This is a genomic window from Saccharopolyspora sp. CA-218241, from assembly GCF_050954615.1.
In the GTDB taxonomy this organism is placed as follows: domain Bacteria; phylum Actinomycetota; class Actinomycetes; order Mycobacteriales; family Pseudonocardiaceae; genus Saccharopolyspora; species Saccharopolyspora cebuensis.
Window position 1 is genome coordinate 633964 of the sequence record NZ_CP191860.1, and the last position, 25612, is coordinate 659575.

General features: G+C 66.3%; 25 protein-coding genes. 15 read left to right on the forward strand and 10 right to left on the reverse strand.

All coding sequences use genetic code 11. The features are described from left to right. Positions 1 to 49: 49 nt before the first annotated feature. Together ACQP0T_RS03225 and ACQP0T_RS03230 are read right to left on the reverse strand one after the other, a co-directional pair. A complete protein-coding gene (locus ACQP0T_RS03225) occupies positions 50 to 247 on the reverse strand; it encodes a DUF397 domain-containing protein (protein WP_433871218.1) in 198 nt (65 codons plus the stop codon). A gap of 15 nt (positions 248 to 262) precedes the next feature. After that, positions 263 to 1105 (reverse strand): helix-turn-helix domain-containing protein, encoded by an 843-nt coding sequence (locus ACQP0T_RS03230; protein WP_433871219.1) that lies wholly within the window; start codon positions 1103 to 1105, stop codon positions 263 to 265. A 135-nt stretch (positions 1106 to 1240) separates the two neighbouring features. Between ACQP0T_RS03230 and ACQP0T_RS03235 the strand changes: the two genes are divergently transcribed. The 3 genes from ACQP0T_RS03235 (at position 1241) to ACQP0T_RS03245 (ending at position 2204) form a co-directional block, all read left to right on the forward strand. Further along, the gene (locus tag ACQP0T_RS03235) at positions 1241 to 1468 is read left to right on the forward strand and encodes a zinc finger protein (RefSeq protein ID WP_433871220.1); all 228 of its coding nucleotides are present in this window, start codon (positions 1241 to 1243) and stop codon (positions 1466 to 1468) included. Beyond that, the gene (locus ACQP0T_RS03240) at positions 1465 to 1818 is read left to right on the forward strand and encodes a hypothetical protein (protein ID WP_433871221.1); all 354 of its coding nucleotides are present in this window, start codon (positions 1465 to 1467) and stop codon (positions 1816 to 1818) included. The genes ACQP0T_RS03235 and ACQP0T_RS03240 overlap by 4 nt, the downstream gene beginning before the upstream one ends. Positions 1819 to 2090: 272 nt before the next feature. Then, on the forward strand, positions 2091 to 2204 hold the full coding sequence (locus ACQP0T_RS03245; protein WP_433871222.1) for a lasso RiPP family leader peptide-containing protein: 114 nt from the start codon (positions 2091 to 2093) through the stop codon (positions 2202 to 2204). 114 nt (positions 2205 to 2318) lie between these two features. Here ACQP0T_RS03245 and ACQP0T_RS03250 read toward each other — a convergent pair whose 3' ends face one another. From ACQP0T_RS03250 to ACQP0T_RS03265, 4 genes are all read right to left on the reverse strand, one after another. Further along, positions 2319 to 2423, reverse strand: coding sequence for a lasso RiPP family leader peptide-containing protein (locus ACQP0T_RS03250; RefSeq protein WP_433871223.1), 105 nt, complete (start codon positions 2421 to 2423; stop codon positions 2319 to 2321). Between the two features lie 211 nt (positions 2424 to 2634). Then, positions 2635 to 2745 carry a lasso RiPP family leader peptide-containing protein gene (locus tag ACQP0T_RS03255; RefSeq protein WP_433871224.1) on the reverse strand — a complete coding sequence of 37 codons (111 nt, stop codon included), beginning with the start codon at positions 2743 to 2745 and terminating at the stop codon, positions 2635 to 2637. 108 nt (positions 2746 to 2853) lie between these two features. Then, positions 2854 to 2961: a lasso RiPP family leader peptide-containing protein gene (locus ACQP0T_RS03260; RefSeq protein WP_433871225.1), complete on the reverse strand. Its 108-nt coding sequence runs from the start codon at positions 2959 to 2961 to the stop codon at positions 2854 to 2856. Positions 2962 to 3199: 238 nt separating this feature from the next. Beyond that, the gene (locus tag ACQP0T_RS03265; RefSeq protein ID WP_433871226.1) at positions 3200 to 3472 is read right to left on the reverse strand and encodes a YiaA/YiaB family inner membrane protein; all 273 of its coding nucleotides are present in this window, start codon (positions 3470 to 3472) and stop codon (positions 3200 to 3202) included. A 201-nt stretch (positions 3473 to 3673) separates the two neighbouring features. Between ACQP0T_RS03265 and ACQP0T_RS03270 the strand changes: the two genes are divergently transcribed. The 7 genes from ACQP0T_RS03270 to ACQP0T_RS03300 all read left to right on the forward strand — a co-directional run bounded on the left by ACQP0T_RS03270 (position 3674) and on the right by ACQP0T_RS03300 (position 10605). Next, positions 3674 to 5482, forward strand: coding sequence for a DEAD/DEAH box helicase (locus ACQP0T_RS03270; RefSeq protein ID WP_433871227.1), 1809 nt, complete (start codon positions 3674 to 3676; stop codon positions 5480 to 5482). Then, positions 5479 to 6021, forward strand: coding sequence for a hypothetical protein (locus ACQP0T_RS03275; protein WP_433871228.1), 543 nt, complete (start codon positions 5479 to 5481; stop codon positions 6019 to 6021). The genes ACQP0T_RS03270 and ACQP0T_RS03275 overlap by 4 nt, the downstream gene beginning before the upstream one ends. A 31-nt stretch (positions 6022 to 6052) precedes the next feature. Further along, entirely contained in the window at positions 6053 to 7012 is a 960-nt protein-coding gene (locus ACQP0T_RS03280; RefSeq protein ID WP_433871229.1) for a nucleoside hydrolase, read from the forward strand. Further along, positions 7009 to 7767: a helix-turn-helix domain-containing protein gene (locus ACQP0T_RS03285; protein WP_433871230.1), complete on the forward strand. Its 759-nt coding sequence runs from the start codon at positions 7009 to 7011 to the stop codon at positions 7765 to 7767. Before ACQP0T_RS03280 ends, ACQP0T_RS03285 begins: the two co-directional genes overlap by 4 nt. A 10-nt stretch (positions 7768 to 7777) precedes the next feature. Further along, positions 7778 to 8482: a hypothetical protein gene (locus tag ACQP0T_RS03290; protein ID WP_433871231.1), complete on the forward strand. Its 705-nt coding sequence runs from the start codon at positions 7778 to 7780 to the stop codon at positions 8480 to 8482. 452 nt (positions 8483 to 8934) lie between these two features. Continuing rightward, entirely contained in the window at positions 8935 to 9363 is a 429-nt protein-coding gene (locus tag ACQP0T_RS03295) for a very short patch repair endonuclease (RefSeq protein WP_433871232.1), read from the forward strand. A gap of 102 nt (positions 9364 to 9465) precedes the next feature. Then, on the forward strand, positions 9466 to 10605 hold the full coding sequence (locus ACQP0T_RS03300) for a DNA cytosine methyltransferase (RefSeq protein ID WP_433871233.1): 1140 nt from the start codon (positions 9466 to 9468) through the stop codon (positions 10603 to 10605). A gap of 173 nt (positions 10606 to 10778) precedes the next feature. On the opposite strand, the gene drmB is transcribed toward ACQP0T_RS03300, so the two are convergent. Genes drmB through ACQP0T_RS03320 form a run of 4 tightly spaced genes read right to left on the reverse strand, consistent with a single transcriptional unit; the run spans position 10779 to position 22021 of the window. Further along, a complete protein-coding gene (gene drmB, locus ACQP0T_RS03305) occupies positions 10779 to 12608 on the reverse strand; it encodes a DrmB family protein (protein WP_433871234.1) in 1830 nt (609 codons plus the stop codon). After that, positions 12589 to 15741 carry a helicase-related protein gene (locus tag ACQP0T_RS03310; RefSeq protein WP_433871235.1) on the reverse strand — a complete coding sequence of 1051 codons (3153 nt, stop codon included), beginning with the start codon at positions 15739 to 15741 and terminating at the stop codon, positions 12589 to 12591. Before ACQP0T_RS03310 ends, drmB begins: the two co-directional genes overlap by 20 nt. A 26-nt stretch (positions 15742 to 15767) precedes the next feature. Continuing rightward, positions 15768 to 17285: an NERD domain-containing protein gene (locus ACQP0T_RS03315; RefSeq protein ID WP_433871236.1), complete on the reverse strand. Its 1518-nt coding sequence runs from the start codon at positions 17283 to 17285 to the stop codon at positions 15768 to 15770. Next, the gene (locus ACQP0T_RS03320; protein ID WP_433871237.1) at positions 17282 to 22021 is read right to left on the reverse strand and encodes a sacsin N-terminal ATP-binding-like domain-containing protein; all 4740 of its coding nucleotides are present in this window, start codon (positions 22019 to 22021) and stop codon (positions 17282 to 17284) included. Before ACQP0T_RS03320 ends, ACQP0T_RS03315 begins: the two co-directional genes overlap by 4 nt. A gap of 539 nt (positions 22022 to 22560) precedes the next feature. On the opposite strand from ACQP0T_RS03320, the gene ACQP0T_RS03325 reads away from it, so the two are divergent. The 5 genes from ACQP0T_RS03325 to ACQP0T_RS03345 all read left to right on the forward strand — a co-directional run bounded on the left by ACQP0T_RS03325 (position 22561) and on the right by ACQP0T_RS03345 (position 25612). Beyond that, entirely contained in the window at positions 22561 to 22911 is a 351-nt protein-coding gene (locus ACQP0T_RS03325) for an NADH-quinone oxidoreductase subunit A (RefSeq protein WP_433871238.1), read from the forward strand. Further along, a complete protein-coding gene (locus ACQP0T_RS03330) occupies positions 22902 to 23894 on the forward strand; it encodes a hypothetical protein (RefSeq protein WP_433871239.1) in 993 nt (330 codons plus the stop codon). Before ACQP0T_RS03325 ends, ACQP0T_RS03330 begins: the two co-directional genes overlap by 10 nt. A 97-nt stretch (positions 23895 to 23991) precedes the next feature. Continuing rightward, entirely contained in the window at positions 23992 to 24780 is a 789-nt protein-coding gene (locus ACQP0T_RS03335) for an NADH-quinone oxidoreductase subunit H (protein ID WP_433871240.1), read from the forward strand. Next, positions 24780 to 25310 (forward strand): NADH-quinone oxidoreductase subunit J, encoded by a 531-nt coding sequence (locus ACQP0T_RS03340; RefSeq protein WP_433871241.1) that lies wholly within the window; start codon positions 24780 to 24782, stop codon positions 25308 to 25310. The genes ACQP0T_RS03335 and ACQP0T_RS03340 overlap by 1 nt, the downstream gene beginning before the upstream one ends. After that, positions 25307 to 25612, forward strand: coding sequence for an NADH-quinone oxidoreductase subunit NuoK (locus tag ACQP0T_RS03345; RefSeq protein WP_345367256.1), 306 nt, complete (start codon positions 25307 to 25309; stop codon positions 25610 to 25612). Before ACQP0T_RS03340 ends, ACQP0T_RS03345 begins: the two co-directional genes overlap by 4 nt.

Sequence of the window (25612 nt, forward strand, 5' to 3'; positions counted from 1 at the left end):
AGTATGTTGGACAAGGGTGCCCCTCACTCGGGTCCCCGGTGGGTGACGCTCAGGTGTCGTAGCGTCCGGTCTTGACGGCGGTGAGGAACGAGGTCCACTGCGCGCCGGTGGTGGTGAAGTGCCCGGCGGCGCGGTCCTTGGTGTCGCGGACGGCTCGCGCACCGTCGCGGCCGAACCCGACCTCGACGCAGTTGCCACCGGAGTTCGAGCGTGACGACTTCCGCCAGCTCGCCTGGGGGAGATCCATGTCCGCACCTTTCGCTTACGCCGGTCGGTGTGCTTCCCGGATCGTAATGAGCTTCTCCATCGAAGCCGGTGCAGGGAGAGCCACCGAGCGCAGCTCGTCGAAGACGTATCGGAGAGCGGCGACGTCCTCACCGCGGTCAACGGTGTGACCGCCGAGCGGTGTGTCCAGGAAGCCGATCGGCTCATCTTCCGGGCGGTCGAAGGAAAGGACGACGAAGGCGCCGCTCGGTGAAGCGTGCGCACCCGCTTCGAACGGCAGCACCTGAACGATGATGTTCGGTCGCTCGCCCCAGGTGATGAGCCGGTCGAGCTGCTCGTGCATCACCTCGGGACCACCGACCTCGCGGTGCAAGGCGGCTTCGCCGATCACGGCGCGCAGTTGGATCGGCTGCTCGTCGGTGAGCCGCGCTTGTCGTGCCATGCGGGCCTTCACGCGTCGAGTGAGGTCTTGCGGGTTCGTGGTGTAGCGGCCTGCGCGGTGGATCTCGTACGCGTAGCGCTCGGTTTGCAGCAAGCCGGGTACGAGATCGAGTTCGAAGTTGATCGCTTCGCTGGCGAACGACTCGAAGTCCACGAACGGCGCGAACCACTCCGGTACCCGGTACGACTGCCACCACCCGCGTTCTTCGGCCTGCTGCCGGGTTTCCTCCAACTGCGCGCGCACATCCGGGGGTGCGCCGTAGAAGTCGAGCAGGATGTTCAGCTCCGCCTTGCGGATCTTCGACCGTCCGGCTTCGAGGTGGCGGATCTTCGAAGCGGAGCACCCGAGGGCGCTGCTCGCCTCGTCCACGTCCCGGCCCGCGCGATTGCGGAGCTTGACCAGCCAGGACCCGAGCTGACGCCGACGTGCAGTGGACATGGCGATCAGCCTAGAGCCAGGCACCAAACTGACTGTTCACCCTACTGGGCGTCTTGTCGTCCTGACACTATCAACAATATCTTCTGAAGTGTCATACGAAGAGTCAGATTGGATGTGCTCTGGAGTGGGGGAACCATGACGTACCAACCACATCCGTTCCGGTGGGTGCCCGGGGACGGTGCCCGGCACGCCACCACCGCTCCTCGGTGCTGCGAGTGCGGGGAGCAGGCGGAGGTCGAGACGCTGTGCGGGGTCGTCGTCAAGACCGACCGCTCGGAGCTCGCCTGGTTGTGGCGCACCTGCGCGCCGTGCAACACCGAGGCGCACAAGATCGTCCGGCAGCGCAAGGCCGGTGCCTGGTGAACGCGGCGGGCTGGCTCACCGCCGGGTTGGCGGTGGCCGCGCTGGCCGGGATGTGGGCCCTGCGCCGCTGCTCCGGCGGACGCCACGGCGGCGCGGGGGTCGGAGCGACCTCGGCCTGGCAGGTCATCGAGCAGTGCCGTCCCGCGCCGGCGCCCCGGCCGCCGCGCTGGATCACGATGCGCGGCGATCTGGCCGACGCGCTCGCCGACGAGCCCACCCGCGCGTCCCGGCGCCCCGCGCGCCCTATCCCGAACTGCTGGTCCGGGTGCTCGACGGACTCCACCGGATCTGAAGGCGCCCACGGCTTCGGCGGCATCCGGGAGCGGAGGGCGCGGTGGGCATCCGGGTGACTTTCGCGCCGACCGACGAGAACTCGGACCTGGTGCTGGGAAATCGTCGCCGATACCGATCTCTCGGAACCGGCGTGCGGACGATTCCCTCGCGGTGGCAACGGGATGCGCCTACCGCGCTGACCTGGTGAGCCCCGGTGTAGCTGGTTCGGGTGAGGCCACTGCGGGATGCGGGTGGTCGCCGAACAGCGCCGTTGACCAGCGGAAACAATCGGTCAAACTGGACTCGTAGCGATCGCTGCGGCCCAACGGAAGCACCGAAGGAGGTTGTGATGGACACCCAGTACACGGCTCCTGAGCTGGAGGAGGTCGGCGAGTTCAGCGCCGACACCCTCGGCGGACTCCTGCCGCTCCACGTGGACTGGTGGGGCTACTTCCTCGCCTGATCCATCCACGGCAAGAACGGGTCCGGACGCTCGCGGGTGTCCGGACCCGGCGGCGTTGTCCCGCCGCGGAACCGAGCACGCCGACGCGGAAGCCGACGTGCTCGATGCCCGGGATCAGATCTGTTCCGTGGCGTTGTCCCAGTAGGTGTTGCCCCAGCCCAGGGTGTCTTCGCTGAACTCGCCGACCTCGGCGAGCGCCGGCGCGATGTAGTCGTTCACGGGATGTCCTTTCGACGCGTGCTCAGGTGAACAGCGGGAATACGAGGTCGAAGGCGATCCGGCCGATCCCCTCCGTGTCGGCCGCGAAATCACCGACTGCGGCGAGCCGCGGCCCGATGTAGTGGTGCACGGTGCACTCCTCGTTTCCAGGTGCGGGCCGGAGCGAACCCCGGCCCGGGCGAGCACCGCTGGTGGACGGCGCTCGCCGCGGTCACCACCAGCCGAAGCGGTGGTTGTGGTCCCAGCCGTGGCCGCCGTGGCCGAGGGTGTCGTCGCTGAACGCGCCGACCTCGGTCAGCTCGGGAACGACGTAGTCCTGCATGGTGCTCTCCTCTTCGGTGAGGGTGGCCCGTGGTCGAGACGGGCGGTGCCGCCGGGGTCCGCCTCCCGGCGACACCGCACCGGTGTGGAAGGTGTCAGCCGAGGCGGATCAGAGCCACTGGCGGTGGTTCCAGTCCCAGCCGTGGCCCCAGCCGCCCAGGGTGTCGTCGCTGAACTCGCCGACCTCGGTCAGCTCCGGAACGATGTAGTCCTGCATCGTGTTCTCCTCGATCATCCGGGGTTCGCGGGCCCGTGCGACCCGCACCGCTACTGTCGCGGGGTGGCGCTGGATCGATCAACGGTCGCGGTGCCCGATCACCCTTTCCCCGCACCGCGGCCACCCGTCCCGGCGTCGCTCGTCCCGCTGTCGTGGTGCGCGGTCGTGCGGAAACGACTGGGGGGCAGCGTATTTCGGTCGCAACGCGGAGGAACCGCGTGGAGTTTCCGGAAAGCGGCTACCCGTCGGCCTTGGACCCGATCAGCAGGTCGTGCTCGGCGAGGAAGCGGTCCAGCCGCGCCTGGTCCACCCGGCTGACCACGCTCGCCGCCTCCTGCCGGTCCCGCACGCACTTGGCCAACGAGAACGTGGAGGTGACCACGTAGAGCAGGGCCAAGGCCAGGAACGCGCGGACCCAGCCGCCCACCGGGAGGAACACCACGCTGAGCGCCGCCGCCCCCAGGGCGATCGCGAACGACAGCACGGATTGCACGAAGAACGCGGTCGACATCGGCGAATTCTGCATGGAACCACTGTTCCCGACAGCGCCCCGAGGCGCATGAGCAGAAATACCCGCAAATCGGCGAACCAGCAGGTCAGCGAATCGTGGACGCAGTGCCCCGGAATTTGTCAAGCGCTTTTGCGGAATTGGCGGAAACGATTCGTCGCGGGTAGCGTCGAAAAGCCACCGAATCGCGACTGGAGGACCGCTGTGCCCGAACCGCTGCCTCCGGCGGCGCTGCCCGGACGCCTGCAGGCGACCTTCGTGCCCGCCGAAGGCGCGCTGGCGTGGTGGGGCGTCGACGACGTGCCCGCCGCGCTGCGCGCCCGGGGACTGCCCGAAGGCCGCGCCGGCACCTGCGCGCTGGCCGCCGTCGTCGACGACCGGGTGGTGCCCGCCGAGGTCCCGGCCCGGCTGCTCGACCCGGTCAGCGCCCTCGACGCCGACGGCGACGCCTCGGTCCGCGCCTGGCGCACCGCGGCCGGGCTCGCCCGCGACGGGGCCGGGGACGACGCCTTCGCCGCGCTCGCCCGGACCATGCCGCCCGCCGCGCACGCCGTCCTCGACGGCGACGCGATCGTCGCCGCGCCGGCCCTGCTGAGCCGGTTCCGCGAGGTGCTCGCCACCCGCGAAGCCCTGCGCGACGCCCGGCTCGACGTGTCGCTGCGCCCCTACCAGGCCGACGGCGTGGCGTGGCTGCGCTCGCGCGACGGCGGCGTCCTCGCCGACGACATGGGGCTGGGCAAGACGGTCCAGGCGATCTGCGCGTTCGCCACCCGACCCGGCCCGCACCTGGTGGTCTGCCCGACGTCGCTGGTCGGCAACTGGCGCCGCGAACTCGCCCGGTTCGCCCCCGACCTGCCGGTGCACGGCTACCACGGTCCGCGCCGCGCCCTGCCCGACGAGCCGGGCGTGGTGCTGACCAGCTACGGCGTGCTGCGCTCCGACACCACCGCGCTGGCCGCCCGCCACTGGGACATCGCCGTGTTCGACGAGGCGCAGCAGATCAAGAACCCGGACGCGCGCGTGGCCAAGGCCGCCGCCCGGATCACCGCCGCCACCCGCATCGCGATGACCGGCACCCCGGTGGAGAACCGGCTCGACGAGCTGTGGTCGATCCTGCGCGTGACCAACCCGGGCCTGCTGGGCGGTCGCGCCCGGTTCCGGCAGCGGTTCGCCGTCCCGATCGAGCAGCGCGGGTCCACCACCGCCGCCGCCCGACTCCACCAGCTCGTCGCCCCGCACCTGCTGCGCCGGACGAAAGCCGAGGTCACCGCCGAACTCCCGGCCAAGCAGCACGCCACGGTCGCCTGCACCGTCACCGCCGAGCAGTCCCACCTCTACCGGGAGGCGGTGCGGGAGGCCTTCGACACCGGCTTCGGGAGCGGCCGGGAACGGCGCGGCAAGGTGCTGGCGCTGGTGACCGCGCTCAAGCAGATCTGCAACCACCCGGCCCAGCGGCTCGGCGACGACGGACCGCTGACCGGGCGCTCCGGCAAGTTCGACCGCGCCGCCGAGATGCTCGCCGAGATCGCCGCCGACGACGACCGCGCGCTGGTGTTCACCCAGTACCGCGCGATGGGTGACCTGCTGGTCCGGCACCTCGGCGAGCTGCTCGGGCGGCCGGTGCCGTTCCTGCACGGCGGGCTGACCGGCGCCCGGCGTGACCGGCTCGTCGAGGAGTTCCAGCGCGACGAGCACCCGGTGCTGGTGCTGAGCCTGCGCGCCGCCGGGTTCGGCCTGAACCTCACCCGCGCCGGGCACGTCGTGCACTACGACCGCTGGTGGAACCCGGCAGTCGAGGACCAGGCCACCGACCGCGCCCACCGGATCGGCCAGCACCGCGCGCTCACCGTCCACACCCTCGTCACCGGCGGCACGATCGAGGACCACATCGCCCGGATGCACGAGACCAAGCGGGCGCTGGCCGACGTCGTCTCCGGTGATCCGGCGACGGCGCTGGCCGAGCTCTCCGACGACGAACTGCACGCCGTGCTCGACCTCGGAGGTGACGTGTGATCCCGACATTCGGCGCGACCGCGTGGGGCGCGGCGTGGGTCCGCACCGTCGAGACCACCGCGATCTCGCGTCCCGACCCGGCGCTGCCCCGGGCGCGCAGCCTCGCCCGCAAGGGCGCCGTCACCGGCCTCACCACCGAGCCGGGCCGGGTGAGCGCCGAGGTCGCCGGGCACCGCGTCGCCGTGGGGTTCCCGCTGTGGGAGCCCGGAGCGGATCGGCTCGTCGCCGAGGCCGACACCACCGGACTGGCCGCGGGCGACCTGCCCGACGAGCTCGTCGACCGGTTGCGCCCCACGCACGGCATCGCCCCGCCGCCGGACCAGCAGCACCCCACCTGCTCCTGCCGCACCCGCGCCCCGCGCTGCGCGCACGTGCTGGCCACCCTGTACGCGCTCGCCCAGCACGTCGACGAACGCCCGCTGCTCGCCGTGGAACTGCGGCTGGCGCACCCGCCCGTCGCCGCGCCGCCCCCGGACCGCATCCCGCTCGCCGACCTCGACCCGGCCGACTTCTACCGGAGCCCCGCGGCGTTGGGCTAGGTTCGACGGCACCGCCGAGGGCAGGAGGGCCATGACCCCGCTCGTGATCGACACCGACACCGCCCAGGACGACTGCGTCGCGCTGCTGATCGGCCTGCTCGACCCCCGCGCCGACCTGCGCGCGATCACCATGGTCGCGGGCAACGTCGGCTTCGACGACCAGGTGCACAACGCCTTCCTCACCTGCAACGTCGCCGGGCGCCTCGGCGAGGTCCCGCTGCACCTCGGGTGCAGGCAGCCGCTGGAGCGGCCGTGGCAAGGCGCCCAGGACGTGCACGGCGACGGCGTCGGCGGGCTGCGGATGGACCTCACCGGATGCGCGCCGGAGGACGAGCACGCGGTGGACGCGCTGATCCGGCTCGCGGCCGAGAACCCCGGCGAACTCACCGTCGTCGCGATCGGCCCGCTCACCAACATCGCCACCGCCGTGCGCCGCGACCCGTCGTTCGCGCGCAACGTCGGGGCACTGCACGTGATGGGCGGGTCCAACAACGGGCGCGGCAACATCACCGCCGCCGCCGAGTTCAACTTCTGGGTCGATCCCGAAGCCGCGCGGATCGTCTTCGACGCCGGGTTCCGCGTCACCGTGGTGCCCTGGGCGCCGATCACCCTGGAACGCGCCGTGTTCGGCCCGGCCCGGCTCGACGAGATCGCCGCCCTGGGCACCCCGGTGTCCCGCTTCTTCGACCGGATCTGCGCGCAGACCCTCGAATTCGACCGCAGCGTCGGCATCGACGGCACCACCCACCCCGACTCGCTCACCGCGGCGCTGGTGCTGCACCCCGAACTCGTGCTGCGCAGCGCCGACTACCACGTCGATGTCGAGACCGAGGGCCGGATCACCCGCGGCTACGCCGCGATGTCCTGGGGCGTGCACGGCCAGGCGCCCAACGCCACCGTCGTGGAGGACGTCGACGCCCCCGGGTTCTTCGGCTACCTCAAGGACCTGCTCAGCACCCCGGTCGAGCCCGCCCGACCGTTCACCGGATGAGCTGGCGGTCCACGACCCTGGTGCGCGGCGGGCTGCGCTGCGCCGAATACCGCGAGGACCCGGGATTCCCAGTGGTGCGCTGGGAACTCCCGGTCCCGCACGTGGTGGTGCTCGTCCGGCTCGGCGACCCGCCGGTCGACGACCTGCCGCCGGCCGCCGTGCTCAGCCCGAGGGCGCCCGTGGTGCTCGCACATCACGGCAGCACCCACCACGTCCAGGCTCGCCTGCCCCCGACCACGGCCTACCGCCTCTTCGGCCCGCTCGGCGACCTGGCCGGGCATCCGGTGCCGCTCGACGCGATCCTCCCGCCGGGCCTGCCGGACCGGCTCGCCGAAGCACCGGACCGGCTCGCCACGCTCGCCGCCGCGCTCACCGAGGCGGCGCACCGCGGCCCCGAACCCGACCCGGAAGTCCGCCACGCCTGGACCATGCTGCGCGCGGGAACCCCGGTCGCCGAGGTCATCGCCGAAACCGGGTGGAGCCGGAACCGGCTGGTGCGGCGGTTCGCGGCGCAGACCGGCTTCACCCCCAAGGCCGCCGCGAGCCTGATGCGCTTCCACCGCGCGACCCGGCTGCTCGGCGCGGCACCGCTCACCGAGATCGCCGCCACCGGTGGTTACTACGACCAGGCGCACCTCAACCGGGCGTTCCGCCGCTACGCGGGCAGCACCCCGACCGAGTGGCTGCGCGCCCGGGTCCCCGGCCTACCGGGCGCGGGCGTTTCGTCCAAGACCGGCGGTCCCGGCGAGCCCTAGCGTCGCCGCCATGCGCACTGCCCTCCCCGGTCGCTGGATCGGCGGCCTGAGCTGCCTCCTCGGACCGTCGGCCCTGCTGGCCGGCATCCTGCTCCGCGCCGACGTCGACTTCTTCTTCCCCGAACAGCTCGCCGCCTACGCCCGGCACCCGGTGCGGTGGTCGGTGTCCTACGGCGCGTTCGCGATCGGCGTCCTGCTGCTCGTGCCCGCGGTCCTCGCACTGGCCGCGGCGATCGCCCCGAGCCACCCCCGGTGGGCCCGCTGGGGCGCCCTGCTCACCACCGCCGGCCTCGGCGTCCGGCTCTTCCACGCAGGCCAGGACCACCTGGCGTTCCGCATGATCGACGCCCTCGGACCGGAAGCGGCCCACCAGGCGATCGCCGACACCTACGCCGTCCCCCACCCGCTCGCGCCGGCCACACCGCTGTGCCTGGCGGGCTGGATCGTCCTGGCGGTCGGCGCGTTCCGCGCAGGCGTCCTCGGCCCCCTCCGCGCCCTCGCCCTCGCCACCACGTCGATCCTCATGATCGGCGTCCTCAAAGGCACCGACCCCACCTCGATCCTCGCCGCAGCAGCCCTCGCAGCGGCCCTCGTCCCGTTCGGCACCACCCTCCTCCGCACCGGCCCCTGGCCCCCACCCAGCCGCCTCGCCGCCGCGACGGTGGCGACCCTCGCAGCCCTCGGCACCCTCACCTTCCTCGGCACCGCGGGTTGAGGAAGGTGAGGACGTCGCTTAGCCGAGCAATTCATATTTGTTCTATTTTCCCACGGCCGCCGTCCTTGGGAGGAAAGGCATGGCCGATCTCCCGGTGCCGTGATGTCTTCCTTCCCGTGGGAATACCAGTCGGGTGGAAATCGATGGGATCGCGACGAGCAGGTCGACATCGAGCTCCTCTTCGTATCAGGCACCGGAAAACCCCGAGTATCAAGTTGCAAGACGTTTCAACGAGGCGTGTCCTCCGCAAAGTCCGCACGCACGTGCATCGCTATCGACCAGGATGGTCGGCCCGAACCCTGCGTGCTCTAGTCGGGGACGCCCCACCAGCACTCGCGCAGATATCGAAGCTTGTGAACTTCACCGACGTCCTGCCGGTGCTCGGACGTTTCAGGGCGACCTCGGGATAGTCGGTAGGAGAGTCCGGTGGACGAAGTCGTAGGATCTCCTGTATGGCCGCGCGCAGACCGACTGCCGCCTCCAGCGAAGGCAATCGCAAGAGCATGCAGGCGAACCGTGGACGCGACACCAAGCCAGAGCTTGCCCTCCGGCGAGCCACGCATGCAATGGGGCTCCGCTACCGCGTGTCGGTGCGCCCGCTACCCACAGTACGGCGAACGGCGGACCTGGTCTTCACACGAGCGAAAGTGGCGGTTTTTCTCGACGGGTGCTTCTGGCACGGGTGCGAGCAGCACCGCACACGCCCTGCGACCAATCGAGAGTACTGGGACGAGAAGATCAACCGCAATGTTGAGCGTGACCGGGAAACCGACGGATTGCTACGTGCGGCGGGCTGGAACCCGGTCCGAGTGTGGGAGCACGAAGATCCCCGTGAGGCAGCGGAGCGGGTGCGGGTGGCGGTCGAGGAGGGCCGACCTTGAGGTCGATCTCATTCTATCCTGTTGCCCGCGGATGCAGGCGCTCGTCGAAACACTGCGAACGCATCAGCGACTGACGGGCCGGAGACCGTTAAGATCGTCGGCATGGACCTCGCTCGACCCGACCAGCGCCGACCTGCGCGGAAGCGCATCGTCGATCTGTTCGCCGGTCCTGGCGGGCTGGACGTGGCGGCTCGATGGCTCGGGCTTGATTCAGTCGGTATCGAGTGGGACAAGAACGCCTGCCTGACGAGGGCCAAAGCCTGCCTCCCCACGGTGGAGGGCGATGTGGCAGCCCTCGGGCCCGCTGATTTCCCGGACGCAGATGTCCTCGTCGGCGGGCCACCGTGTCAGACGTACACGGTTGCGGGATCAGGTGATGGGCGACGGAATCTTGACCATGTGCTGACTCTGATCAAGCATATGGCGGCACGAGATGACCGCAGGTTCGAGGTTCTTGCCGCGTTGGCTGAACTGCGGACCCGGCTCGTAGTGGAGCCGCTCCGGTGGGCTCTCGAGGCCCACGACTCAGGCAATCCGTACGACGTGATCGTTCTCGAGCAGGTCCAGGCAGTTCTTCCGATCTGGGAGGCGATGGGCGAAGCGCTGGAGGCCTATGATTATAAAGTCGCGTCCGGTGTGCTGCGCACCGAGGAATTCGGAGTTCCGCAGACGCGCAGGCGCGCGATTCTCATCGCCTGTCGTGGACGGCATCCCGAGCTTCCCAAGCCGACTCATCGAAGATATATCAGAAACAAATCGAGCTCGGAAGGTGACCCGGCGTTGCTGCCATGGGTTTCCATGGGCGATGCGCTCGGTCGACATGAACCATTCGTGGTTGTCTCGAACTATGGAACGGGAGGCGATCCAAAGAATCGAGGTCGGCGCACATCAGGACAGCCGTCGGCGACGGTGACCGGGAAAGTGTCACGGAACCGACTGGTGACTCCCGATGGAGACGATCTCGGCCGCTTGACTGCGCCCGAGGCGGGAAAGCTGCAGACGTTTCCTGTTGATTACCCGTGGAGTGGGAACGATGTAGCGCAGCAGATAGGCAACGCTATCCCGCCACGTCTCGCCGCCCACGTCCTGGCGGCCGCTTTGGGTATCGCGCTGGATCCCGGCGATCTCGATGTGCGGCTGAACGAAGGTTGGTGTCTCCCTGCTGCTGATCCGCGCGACGAGCATGTGCGATTTGCGAAAGCAAGCAATACTCCTGCTCGGCGTCAGCGTGCCGCACTCTAAAGGTCTGCTAAAAATCCCGAAGAGTCGTGGCCTGAGCCGATAGGCGGTAAAGTCGGGTCGTATCTTGCAATTGATTGCGACCGAATGATCGCTGATTGTGAAGGAAACGATGGCGCCATTTCGCAAAAACCTGTGATGGAAGCCCTTGGTGACCCGTCGAGCATTTGTTCGGTTCAAACCAATTCTTGCCTTTCGGTTGGCACGGTTCGGATCTCCCTCAACGCACCATGGAGCAACCCATGCACATCGCTGCCGCCGAGCACGAGCTGGCGGTCAAGCAGGCGATTGGCGGTCTCACATGAAGTCTCGCTGACGAGGGAGCAGCCGTGGCAAGCAGACAGATTCAACTGCGACGCACCCTGGCTGTCACTTTCGATGCAGACCGGATCATTCGAGCAGAAGTCCGCGTCTTCAAGGGCTGATACCAGTAAGTCGATCAGTTTCTTAGGCTCGCCGAGCCGAACCAGGCCGCCCAACGTTCCCTGTGCGTCGCCAGCGGCGGTGTAGATGAGGATGCCCGCTGTTTTGTCCGTCCGGTCAGGGTTCGCGTAGATGCGTTCCTGTAGGGCAGCCGATGCGTATCCGCTTTCGAAGGCCAGCCGACGGATCAGAAGGTGCGACAGTGTGTGCAGGGCGATATACCGGGGCTCGGGAGCGTCGAGTCGATTGGAGGCCCAGTCAAGATTTGCGCGCCGCCGCTTCAGAATGCTTGCTCGGTCCTGGACATCTGGAAGGGATTCCCATTCCGCGAGCTTACTTTCGTCGAATCGAATGAAGATTCCTTCGCCGAACATCTCGACGGATGGGTAGGTTGGGTAGCGATACTGGTTGGGGCCAAGGTCCGCCCGGATCGTCGCGGCATTGGCGTCATACCGTTGGAATCCGCGAAGCGCTCGCACTTCACGGACGCGTCGGACTTGTCCGATTCCGCTAATGGATTGCAATAAGCTGTTCGGGCCGTGGGTCTCGTCGAGAGTGTTCCCGTCGACGACGAAGTCGCCCCCACTGTGGTCCCGCCCGTCCTGCAACTTCTTGAGAAAGGCCGCCCACTCGCCGTCCTTAAGATCGAGCAGCAATTCGTCAGCCGATGCTTCCTTGCTTGCCGCTATCGCAAGCACGACCTCAGCCGTGGCCCCCAGCTCTTCGGCGATCCACCCCGCGACCATCTCGGATTGCGGGCCACCATTGTCGGCGACGACCTTGTCGAAGAAGCGATGGCCTCGGATATTGTCCGCGATCACGGTCGACTGTGGGCGTTCTTCAGGAATGTCGAGTGCAGAGATCTGCTCTGCGATATAGTTTCCCGTCGCACCTCGCTGCACGGCAACGAGCCGGTGAGGGCACGGTTCCTTCCCGGACTGTTCCTCCGGCTCCCAAGGCTGTCGGCCAGCGCAACGAATGCCATCCCGGTGGAGCGCTCCTTTGCCAGCCAGCTCGGAGAGCGGGCGTAAGTTGCCGCAACCATGACACTTTACAGTGAGGGAGCCGAGGCCCTCACCGTGTGATGCGGTCTTTCGGAAGTGAAGTTCATTGTATGCCCGGCAGACTCGGACTTCTTCCCGTCGACTGGCTTCGTGGCCGCGATGTACCCACTGGAACCACGGGACGTCTTGTATGTGGCTGCCCTTCTCACAAACCGCCACAAACCTCATCGGAACGAGTAGCCCACCACATCCGCAATGGTTGTCCCACTTCCCCTTCTTGCGTCCGGTCAGTTTCGAGAGCTTGTCGCAACGCTCACAGAAGCGCCACGCTGGGAATCTCCAGTACGGGAGCGCTGCTGTTTCCTTGCCTGCCGGACCTGAGTGAGTGGGCGGCTGGCGCAGCACTCCCGCTCCAAGCCTCGCCATAAGCCGTGCGCAGTGGATCTCCGGTGCGGACTTTGTATCCCACCACGACGTGTCGGGGGCCATGAGCGACTCCTCCCGGAGATCGGTGATCGCACCGACGCCGAACGGTGTGATCGCCTCGGAAAGCCGCAGATCATGCCTGATCTTCTCCATGGTGCCCTTCCTCCTGCGGTTCCTGGACCTCGATGGCGACGTTCGGCTCGACGGACCTCATTGAGTCTCCGACCAGCCAGCCCTTGCCGGGTTGGTCGAATCGCCTGAGCAATGCACCGGCTTCGGAATTTGCCCGGCGCTCGTAGTACAGCCCTTCACTGGCCTCCCGTGCTCGGGCAGCACGATGATCCCAGTCCCGAAGCAGCCTCCGGACTTGGCTCTCCGTCTCGTGCAACTCGAAGGGCTCGGATCGAGAGACGTAGTGGAGGAACTTCTTGACCAGCGACTCCACAGCATCGCGTATTCGCGCGTCCTCGAGATCGAGCTTGACGGCGGACTCGTTGTCCGCCAGCGGGACAAGCGATTGCCGCAGAAGTGCAACGAGAGCGCCTGCCAGGGACCGTTTCCGAGACGCCAGTGACCAAGGAGTTACGCTCGTCGGCTCGACACTCCGATAGAGCGCTTCGTGGTAACCACGGAAAGTCTCGAAGTGGGAGCGGTCGCGAGCTCGGCTCGATCGGAACAACGTGACCACGACGCCATGTGTGTCTCCACGGCCGACACGGCTGGTCGACTGAATATACTCGGCGGTGGTCTTCGGCTGTCCCACCATGAGCATCAGCGCAAGGCGTGGGATGTCGATACCGACGGATAGCATGTTCGATGACAACACGACATCGACTGCTTCGTCGGAATCGTCGGCGCTCACGCGCAGAGCGCGGAGATCTTTGGGAAGCTCGTCGGCACCTCTGCGGCTGGTGAGTTCTAGTACGGCGCGCACCCGGCGGAACGGGATTCCCAGACGATTCGATCGCGGTTCCAGGCGGCCGTTGACGTCGTCGACGACGAGCGCGCTTGAACGGCCCAACTCACGAAGGCTGTTGTGGTACATGACGAGCGTCCAGTAGGCATCTCGTGGCGGGGCATCCGAGCCTTGCATGGCCAGTGCATTGGGCATCTCGAACATGGGTGTGACCGCTGAGATCACTGCGGACGGTTGGGACACCGATTGAGGCATCAGGCCGACATAGAGTCGGCCTTCGCCGTTCTCAAGGGGCTTCGAGAAAAATGTCCGGTCATCATCGAGCCCAGATGGCGGGTACAGCGCGACTGACCGTCCGTACAAGCCCTGGACCTGCTCATCGGATGCACGGATCGTCGCGGTCGAAGCAATGATCTTCGGCAGTGTGCCCGAGCGGCTGAGCAGTACCTGGATTACCGCGTCGAACACAGCGACGGTGGTCCCGAGCGGGCCTGATAAAAGATGCAATTCATCCTGGATGATCAGCGACGGCTGTTTGAACATCGTGCCGATACCGAGGAGACGCCCGGCCTCCGGTTTGAACTGCAGCCTGGCGAACTTATCGACGGTCGCCAGGAGGATCGTCGGCGGCTCTTCGTACAGTCGTTCGTCGATGACAGTGAGCGGCAGTCGCTCGTGGAACCGACAGTCGGGGGCGATGCAATGCAGGACGACATCGGAACCTTCGCGCCGCGCACCGTAGTCGGATGCCTTGTTGCTCTTGCGCCTGGGCACCAGTGGAGTCAAGCACCACGGGCAGCTTTCAACCTGAAATTTGTTAACTTCCTCGGGCCGGGCGGCCTTCGTGAGACGGTCGCGAGCGGCAATGGCATCCCTTCGCGTCCCGGGCGTGATGTCGTTGCCGACCCACAGACCGATGGAGAACGGGGCCATGCCCTTGACCTTGGGGTGGTCCGTGCGCATTAGCTCCATGGCGCACACCAGCGCCGCAGCACGTTGGAACTGCTGCGAGGTCAGAAGGCGCAGCGTGTAGCGCGTGATCACCGCAGTACCGCCGCCTGCGAGCCCGTACGCTAGCCGACGGCGAAAGATCTCGACGGCTGCCAGTCCGAGGTATGCTTCGGTCTTCCCGCCACCGGTCGGGAACCAGATGAGGTCGACCAGGTCCCTGTCGTCGTGCTCAGGGTTCACGGACGAAGTCAGCGCGATGAGCAGGAATCCCAGTTGGAAGGGCCGCCAACGTGGTTCGCTGATCTGTTCCGCCGGAGTCCCGTTGGACCGACCGGACTGACGCATCTGTAGCCGCATCGCCTCCATGCCGAGGGCGAACGCAGTCCGTACCTGCCCCTGATCCTCTGCTCCCAGGAGCTCGACACCTTCGCGCATCCTGGCCGCGGCGACCGCGGACCTTTTGGCGATTCGGATCGCGACCTCGGCATCACTCCCAAAGCCTTCGGCTCGGGTCATTTGCCTGCTCGACCACTCGGAGAAGGCATCGACAAATGCATGGAGTGAGGCGAGTACCTCGGGTCCCTTCTCATCGATCAGGGCAAGGTGCCGCAGTTCAAGCGCCCGTGCCTCAGCCGTTCCCTCGTCAAAGCCGGTCGTTTCCACCGCAGGAACAATGAAGGCAGGTACGGGGTCCAGGAACGCGCGGAAGGACCCGTCGTCGGTCAGCTCCCAGTCAGCGGCCATGCCATGACCGACGGCGTAAACCTTTCTGTTGCGATAACGCACGCGCAGTTCGGCGGCTTCCGGGTCGGAGTCGAACGACCGGGTGGTGTCGTACTCAAGGATGCGGGCCCCGTCGCCGGGAGCCACAGCCAGCCGGACCTGGAAGAGCATTAGCGGGATATCCAGGCGCTCGTCACCTGTAGTGTCGGTGAGCAATCGAACGTGCACGGTTACCAGATGGGATCCCTTGAAGTCGCGCCAGCGCGCACCGATCTCGACCGGCACCTCACCGACTGTGGTCCGCTCGGGGCCCTGCTGTTTGAGCAGTGTCAGGCCATCGAATGCATGGGGCGTGCGCTTCCAGCGAGGTGGTCCGTCGACCTCGTACTTGACGTAGGTACCGCACGAGAAGTCGACGACGACACTTTCGCTGTCCGTGATGAACGAGATCGCTACCGAGGACGGTCGCCAATCCTCAGCCAGCGGGACACTCGCGCCATCTTCTTCGACATCGCCTTCGGCGACATCCGGCTCGACATCCTCGCTTGGCGGTCTTTTACGCTCGGCAGGACGTGAGTGGCTGTTATCGTCCCGAGGAAACAGCATTCCGACGGCGTACTGTCGATGCGGTGGGTTGGATGCGATCTCATACTGGCCGCCCTCAGGGCCGACATAGGCATTGCGCAGGTGCTCCAAGGCAAGCTTCTGTGCTCCCGTTAGATTCACTTTCCGACCTGCCTTCGGACCAGCTCCTGGAGTCGCCTCTTGTCCTCCGCAGAAGCAAGGATGTGCAGCGTCACTCTTGCACGGGTGACGATGACATAGAAAGCGGCCGTGCCGCGTTCGTCGTACTGCTCCGGGAGGCCGCACACGACTACATGTTCGGCCTCAAGCCCTTTGGCGTAGCGTGGGCTCGTTACGACGATATTCGCGTCGCTCAGAGCGGGCGGCTCGTCGGATGTCGCACTGATGATCCAAATGTCGTTTCGGCGCGCACCCTTGGAAATCAGATCTCGTGCGACTTGCTCTGCTGCGGAAACGTCGGGTTCCTTCTCAGTGGCGTGCCAGTAGACGCGGTCCCCATTGACGATGCCCGGATCTCCGACGTCCGCGCCCAAGTAGTCCTGCACGACGTGCACGATCGCGCGAGTGTTCCGAACGTTCTTTTGGAGCTGTAGTTGTGTCGCCTCAGTCTTGACGAGATCATAAACTTCGGGATCGTACTCGCCGTCGACGTGCGCTTGATTGTTGGGATCGAGGAACATCCTCCAACGTCCCTCAGCCCTGCCTCCACGGATCGCTTTATCAAGAGCGTCCATGCCGTCGGCGTTCATAAGGTCTTGGGCCTCGTCGACGAGCACCACGTCATACTGCTTGCCATAGGAGAGCTCACTGAACGGTAGCAGGTCGATGTCGCGACCTTCGATCAGAGGATGAAAAAATCGAACCAACGAGGGCGAGTGGAAGGTGACGAGCACTGACTTGCCGCTTCCGGCCTCCTGCTTTGCAGCCTCGGCCAGTACGAGGGATTTTCCGGTTCCGGCGCCACCGAACACGAGCATGCGCGGATTGAGCGCGAGAGCCGCTAGTACCTGCGCCTGCCCTTCCGTCGCCCTGTTCTGCTCCTCAATGACTGCGCCGCGTTGTGCGTCGATAGCCGGCATGCGGGTGAACTCGCCGAACAGCCGGGTCCGCAACTCGTCCGCACGCGCGATCCTTTGGCGGGGAGGAGCCTTCCGCGCCTTCTTGACGATTTCGGTGAAGGCCGCGGTCAGGTCCGCGACGCTCATCGTCTCCTTGCCCCACCAGTGGTCGGTCTTCCACTCGATGGCAGGTGGAGGCGATTCGATGTCCGGCGTGACAGTGACCGCCTCGCATGCGAACCACCCTGCCCCGTCCTCTTGTAGGATATCGCGCAGCGCGTACATCGCGGTCTGCGCTTGGTTCATGGGCGAGTCACGTAGTCTGTGCCAATCACCACGGCGGTCGATCGTGTACCAGTTGCCCTCGTACTTGCGGATGCCACCGCCCTTGACCTCGAGCACGATCACCACGCCGTCCCACAGCACGACGAAGTCGGCCTCGGCCTGCTGCTTCATCGCGTGGCTGCGCAGTTTGACCGAGTGGAACGCCACCGCCTCCGTGGGGCCGTTCACCTGCTGCAGCATCCGCGCCAGTCCGATCTCGGCTCTGCTGGCGCCCGAGACTTCGATGTCGCGAAGATGGGGAACAAGAATCACGCGGACTGCTCCTTCCACAGGCCTTCATACTCGCGGTACCCGAGGAAGTCGTTCATTGCACCGAAGTTGTCAGCGATGTCAACGATGAGGCACTCTTCCTTACCGCCGTTCTTGGGGCCACGCAGACCACGCCCCGCCATCTGGATGTACGAGCTAGGGCTGAAGGTCGGCCTGGCGATGTAAAGGGCACGCACGCCGGGGGCGTCGAATCCTTGTACCAGAAGATCACAGTTCGCTAGGACCCGGACCTCACCCTTCTTGAACCGCTCGATGACGTCACGACGTTCCTGTCGGCCGGTCTGTCCGCTGACCGCAGCAGAGGAGATTTTCCCTCGGTACTGCAGTGTCGCCGCCAGTACCTGTGCCGACAACACGCTCGGTGCAAATACCAGAATCGGCCACTCAGGATCCTGGGACAGGATGTGGTCCACCAATACCTTCAGACGAGCCTGGTCTTGGCCGATGCGGTCCAGCAGTGGGCGGTCGACGCGGCGCTTCGACTCGATCTGACGTCGTTCGTCCGGGGTAAGGGCAACTTCGATACCAGGGAGGACATCGTGCTCCACGCGCGCCAAGACTCCCAGCTTCTGCAGTTCCCTGTACGCGTTCCCCTCGAATTGCATAGTGAGCCTATTGGTGCCGAACCGGGCGGCCAATTCCCTTGTCTGCTGTCCGTCCTCGACCTTGCCCTTGAACGGGGTTGCGGAGAGGCCGATCAGAGGTCGTTCCCAATTGTAGCCGTCGATGCCCAGCCACCTAAGGATTCGGGTATAGCGACTCGAACCTCCAGCCCTGTGGGCTTCATCAATGAAGACGGCTGTAGCGTGGCTTAGCCACTCGTATTCAGGCTGGACGAGGATCGCCTCGAGTTTCGCATCGGTCGCGACAACGATGCTCACGTCGGTGTCGGGCTCATGGACGGTGTTGTTCTCCCACAGACGACCGATCATGAGTGGGCGCTCGTCGCCGAGGTAGCGCCAGATCGCGTTGAAGGTTTGCACGGCCTGTTCGCAGAGCTCGATCGACTGGGCGATCCACAGGATGGTCCCGCTGAGGACTTCGTCCTTGAAGAGCTTGAGTACGGTTTCGGCGGCCACGCGGGTTTTGCCCGCGCCGGTCGGGAGCTCGACCATTCCCTTCTGCGCGGGGCCCTTGTCCGACGGCTGTGTGAGCACCGTGCGCAGATCCTCGCTGATGCGCTTCTGGTACGAGTGTAGGTCATCGAGCTTGACCGCTCCCGGAACGACGAATTCGTTCGGATGCGACTCGGCGCGTCGCCCCGCGTACTTTGTCGCGAATCCCATCTTCCGAAGCCAGTCGATCGTCTGGCCACCGCCCGCCCACTGAGTCGGCACATCGGTGTAGCCCTCGACGCGAAACTGCTCTGCGAGCTGCCTTATCGAGTCGCTCCCGTACACTGTGAGAAACAGAGTGGGGACAGACGTCGAGTCGTCGACGAGTCCTTGCGCCTCCAACGCCTGCCAAAGTCCGCGAGGGAGATTCTCCTTGAGGGTGTCCTCACCGAAGAAGACCTCGAGCCGCTCGGCATCGTTGGCTGCCGCGCGTGCTTCTTGGCGCTGTTCTTCCCGCTGCTGATCAAGAGCAGCCTGCTCAACGTTGTCGAGGTCGGCGTTGGACAGGCGAAGGTCGAACGCTTTGCTGACGGTCTCCAGAGCCTGACGGTCAGTGAGATCTTTGCCGATTATGAGTGTCAATCCGTCGAGATACCAGTCGAGCGCCTGGTCCTCCACACCGTCCTCGGTGGTGACGCGTTTGGCGATGTAGATTGCTCTAGCGATGGAGGCGTGCGCTACCGTCTCGCTCGCGAAGGCCAAGGTCTCCTGGAGACCCGGGTACAGGTCAACGACGGGCTCCGGGTCCTGACGGCCTTCGATGATCGTCGAGAAGGAGAAGCTGTCCTCGAATCGCCTGCAACCGACCTGTTCGACGAAGTTACCGACGTGCTCCGCCTCGACGCGCAGGTACGGTTTCATCTTCTGGCTCAGGAGTAGTTGCTGCTCGTTAGTCGTCGCCAGGTAAACAGTACCGGGACGACGCCCTTCGATGGCACGCCCGACTCGTGCAGGGATCTGTGCCGGGTGGCCGTCCGGGTGCGCCTTCTCGCTCGCGGCCAGCACGAACTTCGCGAGGATCGAATCCTTGATCGTCGGTGCGAAGGAATCTGGCGCCAGGGAAGCCTTCAGCACCGCGGCCGGGATCTCGGAGAGCTCACGTGGGAGATCCAGCCTCTCCTCAAGTGACTTGGGCCCTCGGTAGATAGGAAGCAGGTCCTGGTACTCCATCAACGCAGAAGAGACGACCCATTCGGGTGCACGGAAACCCTGGCTTGAAGCCAACAGACCGGCAAAGGAAATAGCCCAACGAACCGGCGAGGGCACTTTTCGTACTTGCTTGGTATCGACGTCCTCGCAGGTCCAGGCAGGGTCTTTGTCGAGCTCCAGGAGCTTGTGGGTCCACTCTGCGCGGGTCGATTCTGGTGCACCGGACTCGGCCATCAGAAGGAGGGCCGAGAACGGGCCGGCGCCGAGGTACTGGTCGAACTCGATGTTCTCGATCGGGCGTTCCCCCGGGCCGAGTAGTCCATTCAAATTCTCACGTACGAAGTCACAGTATCGATTGGCGCAGATTTCGTCCTCGAACGAATATGAGCGGATTGGCTGGTGAATTACGCCGGCTGCCCGAGCGACACGCGCTTGACAACGATCACGATCGAGTCGACGTTCGTTAATCTCATCGCCGAGGCCGTCGACATCGAGCACGGACCGCGGCTCAGCCCAACCGCCGTCACGTGTGGGGACCTTGATATTCCCGGTATTCCCGGCCTTGATAGTCCGCTCAGCATCCGTGAGGCGGACGTCCATCACGGCGTCCCAAAACTTTTCATGCGCCTCATTTTCGGACGCAGAAGAGAGCTTCCCAAGTCGTGCACGGAGAACCGCGATCGGGTCCAGGTTTCTGAAGTTGGCCTTTTCTCGGAGAGCCTTCTCGATTCCCTCGATCGCAAGGAATTCCGGTACTACGAACTCGGCACCCTCGTCATCGATGTCGTCGTCGACGTTCCTCAAAAATACCTCGCCGCAGCTCGCGAGGGATTTTAGTCCGCCAGTGCTAGGTATTACTTTCGCGTTACGGATGCCGCCGATCTTGGGGTGGAGAAGTACGAAGCGCAATGCTTGCGCCGCAGAGTTGTAGTCGCCATCGGCCCATTCGCGCAGCCACGACAAGATTCCCCTCACGCGAACTTTCGAGAGTGCGGTCTCCGCGTCCCGGCCTTGAGGGCCCATCAGGTTCGGATCAGCGTTATGCATGTAAAGCTGTCGAAGTCTGGTAAGGCGGCGATTTGTCGAGTAACAGCGCCAGTGGGGAACATCGTCGCTTGTATTTGGAGAGTTTATCCATGCCTCGTGTTCAGTGTCGCTAACCACCTCCCGTCCCATGGACAAGTCTAGCGGGCGTATATCGTTCGGCTTTCGAAGCGCTCCCGTGGCATCGGGAATTAATGCCGCCTGAGATCCTAGTCGTGGAATGTGCGCAGACACAACTTCGTCGCCGAACGAGAGAAGTTCGCGGCCACGTGCGGGCATGAAATCCAGGTGTGCCGCAGGATCATCGTTCGTTACGACACGGGGCAGGAGGTCGACGAACATTTTCGAGAGCGTCGTGAGGATCTCACGATTGTAGCCGTTCTTTAGAAGTGTCGTGCGGTCGTCATTGACGCTCCAGGGTGCGTTGAAGAGCGCGGACGCGGTGGTCTCGTCCTGGAGCGGGAAGTACGACCAAAAATTTCCCGTCTGGAGGTGGCTGTAGCGTTCAGGCAACGCAATGGATACCTTGACTTGATCGCGTAACACCGCCTCGCCGACCTCACGGCGAGCCTGAGGGGTCGGCTTGTGCATCTGGTTCGCCACATACCACATGCGGTCTTCGCCGTTGGGGCGCTCGATTCGAAATTTTCCGTCTCCCATGGCGCGTGAAACGTGGCTCGTCTTAAAGGTTCCGTCCGGTCCTACTACACGCAGACAAATTTCCCGGACCGCGTCAACAAAGAGGAGGAACTCCGAGCGAAACGCCTTGATCTCTTTTTCGAGGTTATCAAGTCGTTCAGCGTGTGGCAGACGCACGATGGTCGATGCCCACTCTCCGAGCTCGTCGAGGACGGGGTCCTCGGCAAACTGAACGTCAACATTCGGGATCTGTGTTGCGGTCCTGAGGATGGGAAACCTTTTAGTCGTGGAGCCGACCCCGCGCAGTGATGCAGTGGCCTTCGGGGAGTTGAACTCGAACGAGATCGACCGACTGAATACTTGTGGCTTTTCAGTCACGGCGAGTACCGACTTGAACCCGAGGCCGAACCGACCGATCTCGTCACCTCGCTTCCCGCTGAGGTGCGCGTGAGCAAGGGATGTCAGACCGCTCCGCGAAAAAGGACGCCCTGCGTTGGCGCAGTAAAGCGTCTCAGTGTTGCGATCCAGGACGATCTCGACACGCCCTGCCGCTCCTCCGGTCTCCGCCGTACCTGCCATCGCGTCGGCGGCGTTCTGCACGAGTTCCAGGAGCGTCCTGTTGGCGTAGCCACCAACACGGATCGACTCCTCGTGGTTGGCGTGCTCTGCAACAAGGTTGGGGTTCGCCCGGTACGCCTCGATAGCTCGGCCGAAAAGTTCGTCCAGCTCACGGACAAGGGAGCTGTCCGGGGTCCATTCGCTCGCTGTCATGCCGAGGCCCCCTCGGTTGCTGAGGCTGCACTGCACTGCTGCCAACCATCTTGACGCGCCGAGGGGACCTCCAGCGTCAACGCCAGCGACGGAGTGTTGCGTGCTGCAAGGGCCACCATGCCGAAAGCGGCCAACACTACGGAACGCTGATGCGCGCTGGGCAGGTACCGCTTCAGAGCCCTCACGCATTTCCCCTTTACGAATCTTACGCGGCCGGTGACGTACTGTACTCGATCGTGTGCTCCAGGTGTGCGGAACCATGAAGAGCGCTCTGATACAACGACGTGAACGAACCGGGTCTAGTTTCGCGGTTCGTACCCTGGGCCGCGTATGGCTTCTGTGTAGGACTCAGGCGTCCGTATGCGTGCTGCAGTAACACGTCGCCAGCCAGATCGATCGTCATCGGAGCTTCGGGACATCGCATCGCAAACGACGCCTACGATGCCCGCTCCCCTCCGCCTCCATGACGTGTGGGCGGGCGGGGTGTGGGGTAGTGGGTCAGGCTGGGGGTGGTCCGTCGGTCGATCCCGGAGGTGACCGTGAGCGGGTTCGCGGCTGCTGGGGCGTTGTTGCTGGTGGGCGTGGCCGTGGTGGTGGGGTTGTACGCGGTCGCCCGGGTGGTCGCGGTGGGGGCCGGTGGGTCGCCGGTGGTTGCTTTCCAGGGGGGTGCCGCGCCTGGGGAGCACGCCTTTTCGCGGTTCCACGTGCGGTGGTACGTGGTGTCGATGATCTACCTCGCGTTCGAGGTGGAGATGGTGTTCATGTACCCGTGGGCGCTGGTCGTGTCCTCGATGGGGGCGGCTGCCGTGGTGGAGATGTTCCTCTTCCTCGGGGTGCTGGTGGTGGGTGTCCTCTACGCCTGGCGCGAGGGGGCGTTCGAATGGACGTGAGCGGGTGGTTGCTCCGCTTCGCCGCCGGCGCGCCGCACGTGTTCGTCGTCGAGGTGGCCGGTGGGGCCGCTGTGCGGTGGGCCGTGGAAGACCTCGTGGTCAGCCGCGGGTGGGTCACCGCCTTAAGCCCGGCCGATGCCGACTTGGTGGTGCTGGCCGGGCCCGGGGATTCGGTGCCCGCCGAGGCCATCGAGCTGGTGTGGGGGCAGGTGCCCGCGCCTCGGGTCCGGGTGGTGGTCGACGATCCCGGCGCCGTTCCCGACGTGCTCTCCGATGCGGTGGCGCGGTTGGCGGTCGGAGGTGAGGCGTTGTCGGGTGCGCAGCAGGGCACCGGCCACCAGCACGACGACCACGACGACCACGGCACCGACCACGGCGGCGGTCATGGCGGGGGGCACGACCACCACGGCGGGGTGGTGGCCGGGTTGGCGATGGCGGAGCGGGCGCCGGACCGGGACGGGCTCGCGCTCGACCGGCTGCACGTCGTGCTGGGGCCGGTGCTGGTCGACTGGCCCGCCGGGTTGGTGCTGGAGCTGGCGTTGCAGGGCGACGTGGTGCAGGAGGCCGCGGCGCGGCGGGACGCCGGGTCCCCGGTGCCGGACGTGGATCCGCGCGTCGTGCTGCTGGACGCGCTGGCCCGGTTGCTGGCCGTCGCGGGGTGGCCGGACGCGGTGCTGCGGGCGCGCCGGTTGCGGGCGGCGGTGCTCGCCGGGGTCGTCGACGACGCCCGGCTGCGGCGGTTCACCCGGCGGGTCCGGCGGTCCCGGACGTTGCGGTGGCTCACCTCGGGGATCGGCGAGATCGGCGGTGGTGACGTCACCGCGCGGTGGGTGGCGTGGCTGGACGAGATCGAGGGCCACCGCACCGCTCCTCGGCACGCCCGGGCGCTGGACGTCCTGCCCGGCCTGGTGCGCGGGCACGAGCTCGGCGCCGTCCGGCTGATCGTGGCCAGCCTCGGACCCGACCTGGACCGGGAGCCGTGATGGCCGCGATCGGGGTGCTGTTCGGGTTGCTGGTGCTGGCGACCGCCGCGATGGTCACCTTCGACCGCGCGTTGGCCGGGAGCCCGGTGGGGGCGCGGTGGCGGCTCCGGCCCGGGAGGTCGCGCGCGGGCTCGTGGGGCAGCGGCGGACCACCACGGCCGCCGACTCGCTGCTGTGGCGGCTGGGCGTCGGATTGGTGCCGGTGGCCGCGCTGCTGGCCGCGCTGGTGCTGCCGCTGGGTGGTGCGGCGGTGGCCGATCCGGCGGTCGGCGTCGTGTGGTTCAACGCGATGGAGATCCTGAGCTGGGCCGCGGTGTGGCTGGCCGGGTGGGGGCCGAACTCGGTGCTCGCGCTGGTCGGCGGGTACCGGTTCGTGGCGCAGGGGCTGGGTTACGAGCTGCCGCACATGTTCGCGCTGATCTGCGCGGCGACCGGGGCGGGGACGCTGCGGGTCGGCGGCATCGTCGAGGCGCAGCAGGACCTGTGGTTCGTGGTGTGGATGCCGGTCGCCTTCGCGGTGTACCTGCTCAGCGCGGCGGCGATGGCGTTCTGGGGTCCGCTGGGCACCGCGCTGGGGCCGGATCTCGCGGGCGGCGCGGCCGTCGAGGTGTCCGGGGTGGACCGGCTGCTGCTCCTCGGCGGGCGGTGGCTGCTGCTGGTGGTCGCCGCGTCGATGGCGGTGCCGTTGTTCCTCGGCGGCGGCGCGGGACCGGTGCTGCCCGGCTGGGCGTGGACGCTGCTGAAGACGGCGCTGGTGCTGGCCGCGGTGGTGTGGCTCGGGCGCCGGGTGCCGGTGCTGCGGGTCGAGCGGTTCGTGCCGTGGGCGTGGATCGTGCTGATCCCGCTGGTGCTGCTGCAACTGCTGGTCGTGGCGGTGGGGGTGTGATGGGCGACGTGCTGGCCTGGGTGTTCGCCGTGGGGGCGCTGGTCTGCGGGTTCCTGGTGTTCCGGCTGGACTCGATGGCCCGGGTGACCTTCGCGCTGCTGGGCGCGTTCCTGTTCGTCGGGGCCGAGGTGGTGCTGCTCGGCCTGGCCTACCTGGGCGTGCTGGTGGTGCTCATGATGATCATGGAAATGGTGGTGATGGCCGTCTTCATGGTGATGTACATGATGAATCCGGCCGGACTGATGCCGATGTCCATGTACCACAACAAGTCCGGCGCGCTGGTCATCTCGGTGGGGACGTTCGCGGTGCTCGCGGCCGGGATCTGGCTGGTGGACTGGCCGGCGCGCACCGGAGCGGCACCGCCGGACCCGACCCGCGTGCTCGGCGAGGCGCTGATGGGCCCGCAGATGCTGACCATGATCGTGGTGGGCGTCGCGCTGTTCGCCACCATCATCTCCGCCGTCGTGCTGGCCGCCCCGCGCGGGCGCTACGACCGCTTCGGCGACGACCTCCGGGGGGCGCGGCGATGACCCTGGAGCTGTTCCTGCTGCTGGCCGCCGGACTGCTGGCCATCGGGCTGTTCGGCGCGCTGTCGCAGCAGTCCGTGGTGATGCTGATGATGGGTCTGGAGCTGATGATCGCCGGGGTGATCGTCGCCGCGGCGGCCTGCTGGCACTTCCTCGCGCCCGGCGCGACGGCGGGCCAGGTGCTCGTGCTGCTGGCGGTGGCGGTGATGGCGGTGGAGATGGCGGTCGGGTTCGCCGTGGTCACCGCGTTGTTCCGGGCCCGGGAGGCGGACCTGACCGACATGGCCGCGGACCTCCGGGAGTGA